The sequence below is a fragment of the Stenotrophomonas sp. GSD10 genome (genome assembly GCF_056172695.1).
In genome coordinates, this window is record NZ_JAOCMC010000002.1 from 2247991 (window position 1) to 2262702 (window position 14712).

At 69.2% G+C, this 14712-nt stretch carries 7 protein-coding genes and 6 pseudogenes; 3 read left to right on the forward strand and 10 right to left on the reverse strand.

The window, feature by feature from the left end; translation table 11 throughout:
- Positions 1 to 25: 25 nt before the first annotated feature.
- From N4G47_RS10645 to N4G47_RS10675, 7 genes and pseudogenes are all read right to left on the reverse strand, one after another.
- A pseudogene (locus N4G47_RS10645) lies at positions 26 to 1670 on the reverse strand (MFS transporter).
- On the reverse strand, positions 1664 to 2947 hold the full coding sequence (locus N4G47_RS10650) for an alginate export family protein (protein WP_475287003.1): 1284 nt from the start codon (positions 2945 to 2947) through the stop codon (positions 1664 to 1666). Before N4G47_RS10650 ends, N4G47_RS10645 begins: the two are co-directional and overlap by 7 nt.
- Positions 2926 to 4772: pseudogene (locus tag N4G47_RS10655) on the reverse strand (amidohydrolase). The gene N4G47_RS10650 and the pseudogene N4G47_RS10655 overlap by 22 nt, the downstream one beginning before the upstream one ends.
- Before the next feature lie 119 nt (positions 4773 to 4891).
- Positions 4892 to 5317 carry a DoxX family protein gene (locus N4G47_RS10660; RefSeq protein WP_475287005.1) on the reverse strand — a complete coding sequence of 142 codons (426 nt, stop codon included), beginning with the start codon at positions 5315 to 5317 and terminating at the stop codon, positions 4892 to 4894.
- Between the two features lie 2 nt (positions 5318 to 5319).
- Positions 5320 to 5976, reverse strand: coding sequence for a hydrolase (locus tag N4G47_RS10665; protein ID WP_475287006.1), 657 nt, complete (start codon positions 5974 to 5976; stop codon positions 5320 to 5322).
- Positions 5973 to 6388, reverse strand: a pseudogene (locus N4G47_RS10670) (helix-turn-helix transcriptional regulator). The gene N4G47_RS10665 and the pseudogene N4G47_RS10670 overlap by 4 nt, the downstream one beginning before the upstream one ends.
- A gap of 78 nt (positions 6389 to 6466) precedes the next feature.
- Positions 6467 to 6796: pseudogene (locus tag N4G47_RS10675) on the reverse strand (hypothetical protein); the annotation flags it as partial.
- 96 nt (positions 6797 to 6892) lie between these two features.
- On the opposite strand from N4G47_RS10675, the pseudogene N4G47_RS10680 reads away from it, so the two are divergent.
- Both N4G47_RS10680 and N4G47_RS10685 read left to right on the forward strand, forming a co-directional pair.
- A pseudogene (locus tag N4G47_RS10680) lies at positions 6893 to 9921 on the forward strand (sensor histidine kinase).
- Complete coding sequence (locus tag N4G47_RS10685) at positions 9914 to 10567, forward strand: response regulator (protein ID WP_107230829.1); 654 nt, start codon at positions 9914 to 9916, stop codon at positions 10565 to 10567. Before N4G47_RS10680 ends, N4G47_RS10685 begins: the two are co-directional and overlap by 8 nt.
- A 194-nt stretch (positions 10568 to 10761) precedes the next feature.
- Here N4G47_RS10685 and N4G47_RS10690 read toward each other — a convergent pair.
- Positions 10762 to 11954: pseudogene (locus tag N4G47_RS10690) on the reverse strand (MFS transporter).
- Between the two features lie 93 nt (positions 11955 to 12047).
- Between N4G47_RS10690 and N4G47_RS10695 the strand changes: the two are divergent.
- Positions 12048 to 12977 (forward strand): LysR family transcriptional regulator, encoded by a 930-nt coding sequence (locus N4G47_RS10695; protein WP_475287009.1) that lies wholly within the window; start codon positions 12048 to 12050, stop codon positions 12975 to 12977.
- Between the two features lie 7 nt (positions 12978 to 12984).
- Here N4G47_RS10695 and N4G47_RS10700 read toward each other — a convergent pair whose 3' ends face one another.
- Together N4G47_RS10700 and N4G47_RS10705 are read right to left on the reverse strand one after the other, a co-directional pair.
- Positions 12985 to 14307, reverse strand: coding sequence for an acyl-CoA thioesterase/BAAT N-terminal domain-containing protein (locus N4G47_RS10700; protein WP_475287010.1), 1323 nt, complete (start codon positions 14305 to 14307; stop codon positions 12985 to 12987).
- Between the two features lie 98 nt (positions 14308 to 14405).
- Positions 14406 to 14699 (reverse strand): LytTR family DNA-binding domain-containing protein, encoded by a 294-nt coding sequence (locus N4G47_RS10705; protein WP_475287012.1) that lies wholly within the window; start codon positions 14697 to 14699, stop codon positions 14406 to 14408.
- Between the last annotated feature and the right edge of the window lie 13 nt (positions 14700 to 14712).

Below are 14712 nucleotides of genomic sequence, written 5' to 3' on the forward strand. Positions count from 1 at the left end.
TAGTGCCGGCTCTACCAGGGGCTGCTCAGATGTCGTTGTGGTGGTGAGGTACGGCTGCGGGCAGCGGGTCGTGGCCGCCGACGAAATGGCGCACCACCGGTGCGCGTTCACCGCGATGCAGCCCGCGCAGCGCTTCCTGGATCGCCTTGTCATCGGCGGTGATGCGTTCGTGCTGGCGCAGATGCTCCAGCCATGACGGGGTCACGAAATACTCCAGGTGAATGCCGGGGCTGGCTACATCCTCGACCACGCCCCAGACCACCGCGCCATCGCGGCGGCGAATGGTTCCCAGCGCGCGCATCTGCGCCTGGAATGCAGCGCGATCACCCTGCTCGATGCGGTACTCGATGGTCACCAGCACCGGGCCACGATCGTTCGACACCGGCACCGACAGCTCCGGCGCGGGCCAGTGCCCGGCCGGGCGCAGGTTCAGATCCTCGGTACCGGCAATGCGTACGCGCCACACCAGCAGCCCGCCGATCACGGCGCCGGCCGCCGCCACCAGCAAGGCCAGTTCCGGTGAGGTGCGCTGCGCCAGCGCGCCCCAGCTCAGGCCACCGGCGGCCATTCCTGCGGAGAACACCATGATGTACAGCGCCAACGCACGTGCGCGCACCCATGCCGGCACCGCGGTCTGCGCTGCGATCTGCAGCGACGACAACACGGTGATCCAGGCGAAGCCGTTGACCAGCATCACCAGCGGCAGCACATACCAGCTGCGGGTCAGCGCCAGGCCGACCAGGCTCAGCGCCAGCGACAGCGTCGCCAGCAGCACCAGCAGGTCGCGATCCAGCTGTGCACGCAGTTTCGGCAGCAGCAGCGCCCCCCACCGCGCCGATCCCGATGCAACCCAGCAGCATGCCGTACTGCCCCGCCCCACCGTGCATCTGCCCACGCACCACCACCGGCAACAGCGCGTTCATCGCGGCGGCGAAGAAGAAGAACCCGACCGACTTGATCAGCACCGCCTGCAACCGCCCGGCGCGGCTGGCGTAGCGCAGGCCCGCCTTGAGGCCGGCGCCAAAGCCTTCCGGCGGCAGGCTCGACTGCTTCGGATCGCGCTTCCAGCCCCACACCACGAACAGCATCGCCGCGAAGGTGATCGCGTTGAATCCGAATGCCCACACCGCACCGAGCTGGGCGACGATCACGCCACCGATGGCCGGGCCGATCGAGCGCGCGATGTTGATGCCGATCGAGTTCAATGCCACTGCCGAGGCCAGCATCGGCTGCGGCACCAGCTCGGACACGATCGCCGCCTGCGCCGGCATCGCCATCGCCGCGCCGCAGCCCATGCAGAAGGTCAGCAGCACCAGCAGTTGCGGGGTCAGCAGATCCATCGCGGTCAAACCGGCCATCACCGCCGCCACCAGCAACATCCAGCCCTGGGTCGCCAGCAGGTACCTGCGGCGATCGACGATGTCGGCCAGCGTGCCGGCCGCCAGCGCCAGCAGCACGATCGGTACCGTGGTGGCCGACTGCACCAGCGCCACCATCAACGGTGAACCGGTACGTTCGGCCATCACCCAGGCGGCGGCGACGTCGTTGACCCAGGTGCCGATGTTGCTGGCCAGGATCGCCAGCCAGATCGAGCGGAACATCCCGATCTTCAACGGGGACCAGGCACCTGCGGCCGGTGCGGGAGGTTGCGACGCGCTTGCGTTCACCATTGCCATGCTCCAACGATCGAGGCGAACAGCGTGTCCTGGCCGCCGGCCTGCGTCAGTGCAGGACCGGCATCGACCCAGGCCAGCTGCAGCTGCCATTGCCAGTGTTCGCTGGCCTGCCAGCGGGTTTCGGATTTGTATTGGGTGCCGATCCGGCGTGCACCTCCGGCAGTGCCGGGCAAGGCCACCAGCGGTGCCGGCGTGGTGTACACCGCGTCGGCGCGACGATGCTTCCAGGCCATCTGTACGCCCAGCTCCGTCGTCACCGTGTCGTGCAGGCGCAGCGACAGGGTCGGCTGCACGTCCATCAGGTTGGCCGGAGCCAGCAGGCTGGCCTCGCTGAAATAGGCCGACTTCGGGAACAGCGCGTTGAACGTGCCCAGCCGCCCATCGCGCAGGTTGCCATCGCCGCTGGCGATGTCGGCCTTCAAACCCAGCCGTGGTTGCAGCGGCAGGCGGCTCCAGCGCCAACCGGTATCGGTGGCCAGCGTCCACGCGCGGACGTCGAGGTCGCCGGTGGCGGTACGCAGTTCACCGCCCTGCCCGACCAGCTCGCTGTTCCAGTCCAGTGCGCCGGTCTGGCCGAACCAGCGCGCACCCACGGTCTGTCGACGCTCGATGCCGGCACCGGCGGCGAAGCGCGCACCTTCGCGACGGTAGTCCAGCAGGTAAAGGTCCCATTGACCAGGCCAACGGCCGCGCGCCGTGGTGGCATAGGCGCCCCACAGGTGCGCCCCCGGCTCACTGCGATCATCGAACGCACCCGGACGGTTCTGCACCGGTCGCAGCGCCATCAGATCGAGCGCACCCAGCCGTCCCGTCCAACCTGCGCGGGCGCCGTCGAAGGCCAGCCGGATGTTCGGCCCATCGCGCACCGACAGCAGACGCGAGCTGCCATAGCCCGCTTCCTGCCGACCCAGCTGCAGGTGGAAGCTGCCACGCTGCCAGCGCCAGTACGCCTGCTGAACATCCAGCGCACTGCGGTCAGTCCGGCCCGGGCCGCCCGCCTTGCCATTCTCGCCGTGCACGCCCAGCTGCAGCTTCGCCTGCCAGGTGTCCTCCACATAGCTGGCCGAAGCCAGCGCGCGCAGCAGGCCATAGCCATCTTCCGCGCCGCCGATGCCGAACCGGGTCGGGTCGTAGTACAGGCCGCGCACGCGCAGTGACGCGTCCCATTGCAGCTGGCCGTCGCCAGCTTCGATGCAACGGCCACCTTCGCAGGCCAGCGCCAGTGTCGGCGCAACCAGCAGCGCCAGGCTCAGAACGCGAAGCACGAACATCCCATCGCACCCCAGAACGCGGTCAGATCGTCGGTCGGTGCGGCATGGTGCACCGCATGCCCGTGCGCGCCGTGGGTGCTGCAGGCAGCTCCGTGGTGGTGATGATGGGCCGCCGCCAGACCGGTGGCCGCGCCGCCAACGTGGTAACCACCGAAGCGGTTCACCGGTGACCAGTCCGGCATTGCCGGCGGCAGCTGCGGGGCCAGGCCTGCATAGTCAGCGTCGGCGTGCACGATGCGACCACCGACCACCGTCAGCACGCTGGTGATGTCGGCGATCTGCGCGTCATCGACCCGGAAGAAGTCGGCCGAGAGCACGATGAAGTCGGCCAGCTGGCCAGCCTTCAATGTGCCCTTCACTGCCTCATCGCCGGAGAACCAGGCACTGCCCTGGGTCCACAGGCGCAGCGCCTGTTCGCGCTCCAGCAGATTCTCATCGCCATACAGCGCCAGACCACCCACGGTACGCCCGGTCACCAGCCACGACAGCGCCACCCACGGGTTGTAGCTGGCCACACGGGTGGCATCGGTGCCCGCGCCGACCGGCACGCCTTCGGCCAGCATCCGCTTCACCGGTGGCGTGTGCCGCGCCGCCTGCACGCCATAGCGCTCGACGAAGGCTTCCCCTGGTAGGCCATGCGATGCTGCACGGCGATGCCACCACCGAGTGCACGGATGCGCTCGATGTTGCGCGGGGTGATGGTCTCGGCGTGATCGATGAACCAGTGCAGCCCGTCGAACGGCACTTCACGGTTGACCTGCTCGTAGACGTCGAGGATGCGGCTGATGCTCTCGTCGTAGGTGGCGTGGATACGGAACGGCCAGCGCTTCTCGACCAGCAGCCTGACCACATCGTGCAGCTGCGGCTCCAGCTCCGGCGGCAGCTCCGGACGCGGCTCATTGAACAGCTCGAAATCCGCGGCCGAGAACACCAGCATTTCCCCGGCACCATTGTGGCGCAGCAGGTCATCGCCCTGTCGCGGCTGCAGGATCTCGCTCCAGCCCCGGAAGTCGTCCACTTCCTTACCCTTGTTCTGGGTGAACAGGTTATAGGCGATGCGCACGGTCAGCTGGTCATCGCGATGCAGCTGCTCGATGACCTGGTAGTCCTCGGGATAGTTCTGGAAACCACCGCCGGCATCGATCACCGAGGTGATGCCCAGCCGGTTCAGTTCGCGCATGAAGTGGCGGGTGGAGTTGGCCTGGTACTCGATCGGCAAGCGTGGGCCCTTGGCCAGCGTGGCGTACAGGATCAGTGCATTGGGCTTGGCCAGCAGCAGGCCGGTCGGGTTGCCCAGCGAATCACGCACGATCTGCCCACCCGGCGGGTCGGGGGTATCCTTGGTGTAACCACAGGCACGCAGTGCGGCGCGGTTGAGCAGCGCGCGATCGTACAGATGCAGCAGGAACACCGGTGTATCCGGCGCGATGTCGTTGAGCTCCTGCAGGGTCGGCAGGCGCTTCTCGTTGAACTGCGCGGCGGTGAAACCTCCCACCACGCGCACCCATTGCGGCGCCGGGGTGCGATCGACCTGCGCCTTCAGCATCGCCATCGCGTCGGCCAACGAACGCAGGCCATCCCAGCGCAGCTCCAGGTTGTAGTTCAGGCCGCCACGGATCAGGTGGGTGTGGCTGTCGTTGAGCCCCGGCAGCAGACGCCGGCCCTGCGCATCGATCAGGGTCGCTTCGTTGCCCCACTCGCGCATGATCTCCGCGTCGCTGCCAACGGCGACGATGCGCCCTTCCTGCACGGCCAACGCCTGTGCATGCGGCTGCTGCGGATCAAGCGTGGTGATGCGGGCATTGCGGATGACCAGCGTGCTCATGCGACGCTCCTTGGAAGTGGAATCGAGTGCGGCACCGGCGCGGCCGGCCAGGCCCAGCGCCACGGCAGCGCCGCTGGCCAGCACCACGTTGCGGCGGCCGTGGTCGAGTGGATCGTGACTCATGCGGAATCTCCCGGAAGGCGTTGGCCGTCCAGCGCCCAGGCGCCGGGGCCGGTCAGCGCGAGGGCCAGCAGTACCACCGTCCACATCAACGGGTACTCCGTGCCGCCGCGCATCCAGAACCAGCCCTTGGGCAGGGCCAGCAATACGGTGAAGCCGATGAAGGCGGCGGCAACCAGAGCGGCGATGCGGGTCTGCCAGCCCAGCAGCACCGCCAGGCCGGACACCACCTGCAGCAGCGCCAGCAGCAGCGGCAAGGGCGCGGCCGCCGGCAGCCCGAAGCCGCGCAGCTCGGCGGCGAAGCCGGACAGGCCCGGGCCGCCCAACCAGCCGAACAGCTTGCCCAGTGCGTGCGGCAGCAGGAAGCCTCCCGCCGCCACGCGCAGCATCAGCAGGGCCAGGTCGAGGCCATGGCCGGCCATCATGCTCAGTGCCCGCCTTCCTGCGCGCCGAACATGCGCTTGGCATACTGGATGCCGATGCCATAGCCGCCGGCGTGGTCACCGGCGATGCCGGTGGTCAGCGCGTAGGTTTCACCCCGTGCCCAGTCGCGCTGCAGCTCCAGCAGGTACTGCACGCTGGTCATCGGCACCGCACCGGCCTGCACCATGCGGGTGATCGCGCGCTCGTGCGCTTCCTCGCTGACGTCGCCGCAGGCATCGGTGATCACGTAGACCTCGAAGCCCTGCGCCAGTGCCGACAGGGCCGGGCCCACGATGCAGACACTGGTCCACAGCCCGGCCATCACCAGCCGACGCTTGCCGATGCGGTTGATCTCATCGATCACCGGCTGGTCTTCCCAGGTGTTCATCGAGGTGCGGTCGAACACCGGCTGCTCAGGGAAGATCGCCGGCAGCTCCGGGAACATCGGGCCGGAGAACGAGGCTTCGGCCACGGTGGTCAACACCACCGGAACATTGAAGCCCTTGGCGCCCTTGCCGATCAGCGAGACGTTGTTGCGCAGCGCGGAGATGTCGATGGTGTGGGTGGCAAAGGCCATCTGCGACTGGAAGTCGATCAGCACCAGGGCATGGTCGGTCGGCGACAACAGGGACGGGGCGGGCGTGGCGGTGGCAGGGTTCATGGGTGGACTCCGTTGGAAACATGGTCGGTGGGAAGACGCAATCCGGCATCGCCGGCCAGGTACTGACCGGGGCTGCAGCCGGTCTCGGCGCGGAAACTGCGTACGAAATGGCTCTGGTCGAAGAAGCCCAGCTGCTGCGCCAGGCTGCACATCGGCAGCTGCGCGGAGGAAGCAGCTGACGGGCGCGCTCGATGCGCCGCCGCCGCACGTAGCGCAGCGGACTGGCGCCGGTGCCGCTGCGGAACAGCCGTACCAGATGGAAACGGCTGACGCAGGCCGCTTCGGCCAGCTCGGTCACCCGCAGGGGCTGCGACAGATGCTCATCGACATAGCGCAGCGCTCGCTGCAACGCCGCCATCTGGTGTGGAGCCAAGGCAACGGCGGGCGAAACCGGTGGAGAAACGATAGCCATCGGGGATGCCGCGAGGGGTGGCTCATGGTGCGCGGCGATGGCCCGACACCCTACCCCCGTCGGTCGGGGCCCGCACCTACCCGAATGGGGAGGCCGACGGCCGAGCACACGGCGCCCGAACCATCGCGCGTCCAGCGAATAGGCACCGGGCCCGAGCAGCAGCAGGGCCAGCGGCAGCAGCGCCACCGGCCAGGGCAGCGTCTGCGCCTGCAGGCCGAGGACAGCCAGCGCAGCCGCCAACGGTGTCAACACGCCCAGCACCAGCATCGCCGCCGCCAGCAGGCACAGCAGCACCAGCCATCCGCCCTGCGTTCCAGGCAGGCACAGGGCGGCGGCCACGCACAACCGCAACCACAGCAGGCCGACGCCCGGACCGCGGTCGGGAAACATCACGAACAGGCGCTGCATTGCCGCGCTCCATGGGGCATGCCGGCGTGATAGCCGATGCAGACGCGCCACGCCTACCCCGTTAGGGTCACCCCGGCCTGCCCCGCACCTGCCAGAATGCGCCTCATGCGTGGCCGCCCCTTCCCGTTCCTGCGTCGCCTGCCGGCGCTGCTGACGTGCCTGCTGCTGTTGACCGCCCTGCCCGCGCTCGCCGTGCAGCATCCGCTGTCGGGCAGCGGCCTGCCCGGCTACGAGCACACGGCGTGGCGGGTCGGCCAGGGCGCGCCCGGTGATATCTGGGACATCGCCCAGGACCGCGATGGGCTGCTGTGGCTGGCCACCGGTTCGGGCCTGTACCGCTTCGACGGGCGCCGCTTCGAGCGGCAGTCGCCCCCGTGGGCAGCCGCTTCCCGTCCACCAACATGGTCACCCTGGCCGTCGGCCGCGATGACACGATGTGGATCGGCTACTTCCAGGCCGGCATCAGCCGGCTCGCCGGCGGCCAGCTGCACAACTACGGCCGGGCACAGGGCGTGCCGGTCGGGGTGGTGCCGCATTTCAGCCAGGATCGCGATGGCCGGCTGTGGGCCGCGATCAACGGCGGACTGCGCTGGTTCGATGGCCGACGCTGGCAGCCTCTGCCGAGCAGTGCCGGCCTGCCGGAACGCCGCGTGCAATGGGTGCTGCACGACAGTCGCGGCACCTTCTGGGTCCTGGCCGACCTCAGGATCTGGATGCGCCGGCCACAGCAGGCGGCCTTCGTCGACACCGGCATCGCGGTCTCGCAGATGGCGACGCTGGTGGAAAGCCCGAGCGGTGAGGTGTGGCTGGCCGACCGCGTCCGCGGCACCTCGCCGCTGGCCAACGCGCAGGGCGTGCTGCCCGAGCGCGAGCGCGAGGCGCGACGCCTGCCGGAACTGGTCGCGGCCCGTCTCCAGTTCACCGCCGACGGCGCCCTGTGGGCCACGATGAGCCCGCATGGCGGTGTGGCCCGGGTCACCTTCGAAGGCACCCAGGCCGTACGCATGGAGCGTTTCGATTCGCCGCACGGGCTCACTGCCACCTCGGCCGTACCGATCATCGCCGACCGCGAGGGCAACCTCTGGGTCGGCACCAATCTGGGCCTCAACCGCTTCCGCGCGCGCAGCGTGCACACCCTCACGGTCGGCCCCAGCGATCCCTACCGCTCGCTGGTGCGCGCCAGTGACGGCCGGGTGTATGGCTATGGCGAAGACCTCAAACCGTACGACCTGCGCCGCAGTCTGCTGCAAGGCAGTGCCGCGCAGCTGCAGGCCGCCGCGCGGCAGGCGCCCACACCGATCTGGCAGTTCGACTGGATCAATCTCGCCCGCACCCAGGGCGGCCGTACCGCACTGATTCCGCTGCCTGCACCGTTCACCGGACAGCCCCTGCATGCGCTGCTGTTTCCCGATGATGCGCAGGCCTGGGTGTGCACCGGCGAGCGCGGCGTGCTGCACTACCAGGGCGACCAGTGGCAGCGCGAGCGGCGCCTGCCCGAGCAGGCCTGTTCCTCGCTGGGCCTGGATGCCCACGGGCAACTGCTGCTGGGCTATGCCGATGGTGGCCTGCGTCGGATGGGCCCGACGGCCATCGAGACCTTCGGCAGCGCACAGGGTCTTTCGGTAGGGCCAGTGACCGCCGTGCTGCAGCACCAGGACCTGCTGCTGGTGGCCGGCGAAGCCGGACTGGCCGCGCGCGTCGACGAGAGCCGATTCGTTGCCGTGCGCACCGACATGGCCGGCGTGCTCGAAGGCATCACCGGCATGGTCGCCGATGCGCGCGGGCATCTGTGGCTCAACGGCAGCCGCGGTCTGGTGCGGCTGGAGAGCGCGCAGCTGCGCCGCGCACTGCGTGCCGGGCTGCCGGTGACGCCGCGCCTGTTCGATGCCGTGGACGGCATGCCCGGCATCGCGCTGCAGAGCGGGCCGATCTCCACCGCGGCGCTGGCGGCGGACGGCCTGCTCTGGCTGGCCACCAACCAGGGGCTGGCGTGGCTGGACACCACCCGTTCGCATGTCAACACCATGGCGCCCAGCGTGCGCATCGGTGACGTGCTGTACGGCAGCGAACAGCAGCCCTTGCGTGACGGCCTGCGCCTGCCGGCCGGCACCAGCCAGCTGCAGATTGATTATGTGGCCCTGTCCCTGGCCCGTCCGGAGCGCAACCGCTACCGCTATCGCCTGTCCGGCGTCGATGATGGCTGGCAGGACGCCGGCAGCAGCACGCGTGCGTATTACACCAACCTGGCGCCGGGCAGTTACCGCTTTGAAGTGGAAGCGGCCAATGAAGACGGCATCTGGAGTACGGCGCCGGCCAGCCGCAGCTTCCGCATCGCGCCCACCTTCATGCAGACCGTGTGGTTCAAGCTGTTGTGCGCGGCCATCGTGCTGGCGCTGCTGGTGATGGCCGTACGCATCCGCAGCGGCCAGTTGGCGGCACTGTTCCGCGCGCGGCTGCAGGAGCGCCACGGCGAACGCGAGCGCATCGCCCGCGACCTGCACGACACCCTGCTGCAGGGCAGCCAGGGCCTGATCCTGCGCCTGCACGCGATCAGCCAGTCAGCACAGACACCCGAGCCGGTGCGCAGCCAGCTGGAATCGGCGATGCAGCTGGCCGAACGCAATCTGGCCGAGGGCCGCGAGCGGGTCAATGCACTGCGCGACGGCCCCTTTGCCGGTCGCGACCTGGCCTCGGCACTGGCCGATGTGCATGCCGAGTACGCCGGGCACGGTACCAATCCGTTGCGCCTGACCGTGGAAGGTGCGCTGCCGTCGCTGCAGGCCGATGCCGCCGAGGAAGTGTTCCTGATCGGCCGCGAGGCCATCCGCAATGCCTTGCGTCATGCCCATGCCAGCGCGATCGAAGTGGAGCTGTCCTACGGCACGCGCTGCTTCCTGCTGCATGTGCGCGATGATGGCGTCGGTATTGCCGATGAGAACGCCGCGCATGGCCACTGGGGCCTGCAGGGCATGCGCGAGCGCGCGCAGCGGCTCGGCGCCGAGCTGCAGTTGTGGACCCGCCCCGGGCTGGGCACTGAAGTGGCGCTGGCGGTTCCGGCGCGACGCTTGTATCACCGCCGCGCGCCACGTTGGCGCTGGCCCTGGAGCAGACCTGAGCATGACTGAGACCCCTTCCCCGATCGGCGTACTGGTGGTGGATGACCATCCGTTGCTGCGTGACGGCCTGGCGGCCCTGTTGGGCGCGCACGCCGACCTGCGCCTGCTGGGCGAAGCCGCCGATGGCGAAGAGGCCATCGCACGCTACCAGCAGCTGCAGCCGGATGTGGTGTTGATGGACCTGCAGATGCCGCGCCTGGATGGCGTGGAAGCCATCGTGCGGATCCGTGCGATGGATCCACGCGCGCGCATCATCGTGCTGACCACCTACCGCGGTGACGTGCGCGCGGTGCGCGCCCTGCAGGCCGGCGCCAGCGCCTATCTACTGAAGGACATGCTGCGCCACGAGCTGGTCGATACGATCCGCATGGTGGCGGGCGGTCGCCGCGCGCCGATTCCGCCGGCCGTGGCGGCCAGCATCGCCGCGCATGTGGTCGAAGACCGGTTATCCCCGCGCGAGACCGAAGTGCTGCGGCACGTGGCTGGCGGGTTGTCGAACAAGCGTATCGGCGAGCGCATGCAGATTTCCGAGCAGACCGTGAAGGCGCACATGAAGAGCCTGATGGACAAGCTCGGCGTCGGCGACCGCACGCATGCGGTCACCCAGGCACTGCGGCGCGGCATCATCAGCCTGGACGACAGCGGTCACGATTAGGGCGGCGTCGGATTCCCTCGCCCTGGTAGATCCACGCCATGCGTGGATGCTCTTCGTTCCATCGTCGAAATATTCGATTTCGATCCAGATTCATCCACGCATGGCGTGGATCTACTGCAGGTCGCGGGAAGCTGTTGCCGGCCTGCGGCCGGCACTACCGCAGGTGCAGGGCTGCAAGCCCTGCCAAACACTCCCTACTTCAAACGCAGCAGCAGGCTGCCGCCGGCACACACCACCGCCAGCCAGGCCACGCCGTGCCAACCCCACTGCGCCAGCGCCAGGCTGCCCAGCGCGCCACCGGCCGCCATGCCGATGAACATGCCCGTGAACAGCAGCGCATTGAGGCGACTGCGTGCCGGCGGCACCAGGCCGTAGACCAGCGTCTGGTGCGCCACCAGCGCCGACTGGAACCCGAAGTCGAACAGCAGCGCGCTCACCACCAGCAGCGGCAACAGTGCAGCGGCTGGCAGCCAGGTCTCGGCCAGCAGCAGGCCAAAGCCCAGCAGCGCCACCGCAATCGCCAGCCGTGCCACTGCATGGCACCCCAGTCGATCGGCGAATCGGCCGGCGAACGGCGCGGCCAGTGCGCCGGCCGCACCGGCAATGCCGAATGCACCTGCCGCCGCGCTGCCCAGCCCCAGGCGGGCGTGCAACATCAGCGCCAGGGTCGACCAGAACGCGCTGAAGCCCACGGCCAGCAACGACTGGCTGGCCACCGCGCGGCGCAGCTGCGGCTGCTCGCGCCACAACGCCAGCAACGAACCCAGCAGCGCCGGGTAGCGCAACGTAGTGGTCGGTGCGAAACGCGGCAGTGCGCGTGCCATCACCGCCCCCATCGCCGCCACCGACAGCGCAGCCAGCACGAACTGGCTACGCCAGCCCCACGCCTCGGCCACCACGCCACTGACCACCCGTGACAGCAGGATGCCAAGCAACAGGCCGGTCATCACCCGGCCGACGATCTGTCCGCGCTGCGCATCCGGCGCCAGCACCGCAGCGGCCGGCACGATGTCCTGCGCCAGCGTGGCCATCAGCCCCACCAGCAGGCTGGCCATCAGCAGTCCCGGCAGGTGCCCGGCCATCGCTGCCGCGCCCAATGCCAGTGCCAGCAGCGCGGACTTCAACAGAATCAGAGTGCGGCGGTCGAAACGGTCACCCAGCGGTGCCAGCAGCAGGATGCCCAGCGCATACCCCAGCTGGGTCAGGGTCGGCACCAGGCCGGCCGCGCGCTCCCCGCGCCGAGATCCTGGGCCATCAGGCCCAGCATCGGCTGGCTGTAGTAGAGCGAGGCCACCGAGAAACCGGCGCCGGCCGCCATCGCCAACACCAGCGGGGTGGACGGTGCGGCCGCGGGCACGGCGGCGACGGACAGTGAGGGGGTAGACATGGGGCAGTCCCGTGGGAGAAGTGGGCGTATCGTGCCGATATTCATCCAACGTCTGTAGTAGGATGATTCGCATACCTTTCATACGCTCCGCGCATGACCGACCTCGCCACCGGCGCCGATCGCCTGGACCTGCTACGTACCTTCCTGCGCATCGTCGATGCCGGCAGCCTGTCGGCCGCGGCCGTGCAGTTGGGTACCACCCAGCCCACCGTCAGCCGCCGCCTGCAGGCGCTGGAGCGGCAGCTGGGCCTGCGCCTGCTGCAGCGCTCCACCCACGGCCTGCAGCTGACCGAAGATGGCCTGCGCTGCCAGCGCCATGCGCAACGCGTGGTTGACGAATGGGAGTCGCTGCAGGCCGAACTCCAGGGCGAACCAGAAACGCTGCGCGGACGCCTGCGGGTGATGGTGCCGCACGCCTTCGGCCAGGCGCAGCTGCTGCCGACCATGCTGGCCTTCCTCGCCCGGCATCCACAGCTGAGCCTGGAGTGGATCCTGGAAGACCGGCGCCCAGACTTCATCGCAGAAGGCATCGACTGCGCGGTGCGGGTGGGCCCGGTGGACGAACCGCGCATGGTGGCGTTGCCACTGGCCGAGGTGCCGCGCATCGTCGTAGCGGCGCCGTCGCTGGTGCAGGACACTGCGGTGAGTACGCCGGAACAGGCGCAGTCCCTGCCGTGGATCTCGCTGGTCACCTACTACCGCGAACGCCTGCTGCTGCACGACGCGCAGGGGCGTGCGCACACACTTTCGATCAGCCCACGGCTGCTCAGCGACAACCTGTTCGTGGTGCAGCAGGCCGCGCGCGCCGGGCTGGGCGCGGCCGTGGTGTCGGCCTGGCTGGTCGCCGAGGACCTGGCACAAGGACGCCTGGTGCAGCTGCTGCCGGACTGGCAGGCGCCGGCACTGCCGGTCCATGTCGTGTTTCCTGCCGCGCGCCAGCAACCGCCACGGCTGCGCGCCTTCATCGATGCGATGAAGGCCGCACTGCCACAGCTGCACGGAATGCGGCCAGCACCGCGTTAGCGCCCGCTCACAATGCCTCGGCCAGGAACGCCAGCACGGCCGGGCCCACTTCACGGTCGGCGCGCGCATGGCCTTCGGCGGTGCCCCCGACTTCAAGGAACGGGCCCACGTCATGGCGATGGGAGCTCGGCTGCAGAATCGGCGTGATCAGATGTCCCGCATCGGGGTAGTAGAGGAACCGGTCGCGATCACCTCGCCCTGCTTCGGCCAACCGACGCTGGGCAACGGCCATCATCACGCCGGAGTCGCCCAGGCGGTCATCGCCGCCGCCCACCCACAGCGTCCGTGCGGCGATCGTTTCGATCGGCAGCATCGCCGCCTGCAATGCCGGCGCCCACTGCGGCCCCGGCCGTCCCCAGTCCACATCCTCCCGATACGGCAGCCACGCCAGCGGTTTGCCCTGCCAACTCAGGGGTGAGCGATCCACGGCCCTGAAATCGGCGGGGGCAACGTCCCGCGCAATGCCACGGAACGGGGCCGGACTGCCAACCCAGGACACCGCCGCGCGCAGCGTGGGCAGATGGACGGCGGTGGCCATGGTTGCAATCCCGCCCCAGGAACCGCCCAGCAGACCGACCCGCTGCGGATCCACGCCAGGCTGCCGCTGAAGCCAGTGCACCGCATCACTGATGGTCTCCAGCGGCACGTCAATCAGATCCTTGGGCACACCGGGCCCGCGATACCACGCAATCGACACGGCAATGTAGCCGTTGCTGGCCAACCAGGCGGCGTACTGGTCGCCGCCCTCGAAGCCACCTTCCGCGCCACCCAGCGTCACCAGCGCCGGCGCTCGTGTCCGGGCGGGCCTGTCCGCGGGCAGGTACAGATGCGCCTCACGCCCGCCGATATCGACCCGTTGCACCCGCACCCCAGGCAGCATCAGGTGACGTTGCAAGGTCTGCCGTGCCACGACCGAACCGGCCCGCTCCACTTCCAGTTCGAACGTCTGCGGCAGGAAGCCCATGCCATCGGCCGCGCGTTGCCAATGCAGCGGCAATGCACTGGCGCGCCCCTGCTGCGGCTGCATCGACCAGATCAGCCCGCCCGCATCGATGCCCCGGTAGCTGCCCTGCTCCGATCCGCTGCCGGTGGTATCAACCTGGCCACGCAGATCGGCACGCAGCAGGGCCTCTGACTGCCAGCGCTGGCCCCGGCTGTCCTGCATCGACAGGCGCAGGCGCACCGTCTCGGCAACCGCAAGGCCCTCGACCTTGATCACCGGAATACGATCAGCACGCCCGTGCTGGTCATCAACCTCAACGCGGACATCGGCCATCGCCGGGATCGCCAGCGCGCACAGCAACCATCCCCACCCCGCCCGTTTCCGCATGTCCTGCCCTCGTCCGCAAAAAGGGAGAGGGTGCCCGGAAGGAGCGGCATGTACCGCAGGAACCAGCGTCGATGGTGCCAACCGTGCCGCGGCTGGCCTCAACCGTGTTTCAGCCGCGCGTCCAGAGCTGCGGCCAAGGCGGTGCGATAGCTGCGACTGACCGGTACCTGCGCGCCCCCGGCCAGCTCAAGCAGCGCATCCCCGTTGTGGCGCTCGACCACGCCCTGCACGCGCAACGGATTGACCAGCACCGAGCGATGCACGCGCAGCAGGCCGCCCGGCGCCAGGCGCTCGGCCAACCGCGCGATCGTCTCGCGCAGCAGATGCAGGCGCTGCCCGACGTGAACGCACGCATAGTGCCCGGCCATGTCGATGTAGTCGATCTGCGCCAACGGTACGTACTGC

Bases quoted from the DNA above. Each gene is read 5' to 3' on its own strand.
- N4G47_RS10650 (WP_475287003.1), bottom strand. From the start codon at position 2,947: ATGTTCGTGCTTCGCGTTCTGAGCCTGGCGCTGCTGGTTGCGCCGACA.
- N4G47_RS10660 (WP_475287005.1), bottom strand. From the start codon at position 5,317: ATGATGGCCGGCCATGGCCTCGACCTGGCCCTGCTGATGCTGCGCGTG.
- N4G47_RS10665 (WP_475287006.1), bottom strand. From the start codon at position 5,976: ATGAACCCTGCCACCGCCACGCCCGCCCCGTCCCTGTTGTCGCCGACC.
- N4G47_RS10685 (WP_107230829.1), top strand. From the start codon at position 9,914: ATGACTGAGACCCCTTCCCCGATCGGCGTACTGGTGGTGGATGACCAT.
- N4G47_RS10695 (WP_475287009.1), top strand. From the start codon at position 12,048: ATGACCGACCTCGCCACCGGCGCCGATCGCCTGGACCTGCTACGTACC.
- N4G47_RS10700 (WP_475287010.1), bottom strand. From the start codon at position 14,307: ATGCGGAAACGGGCGGGGTGGGGATGGTTGCTGTGCGCGCTGGCGATC.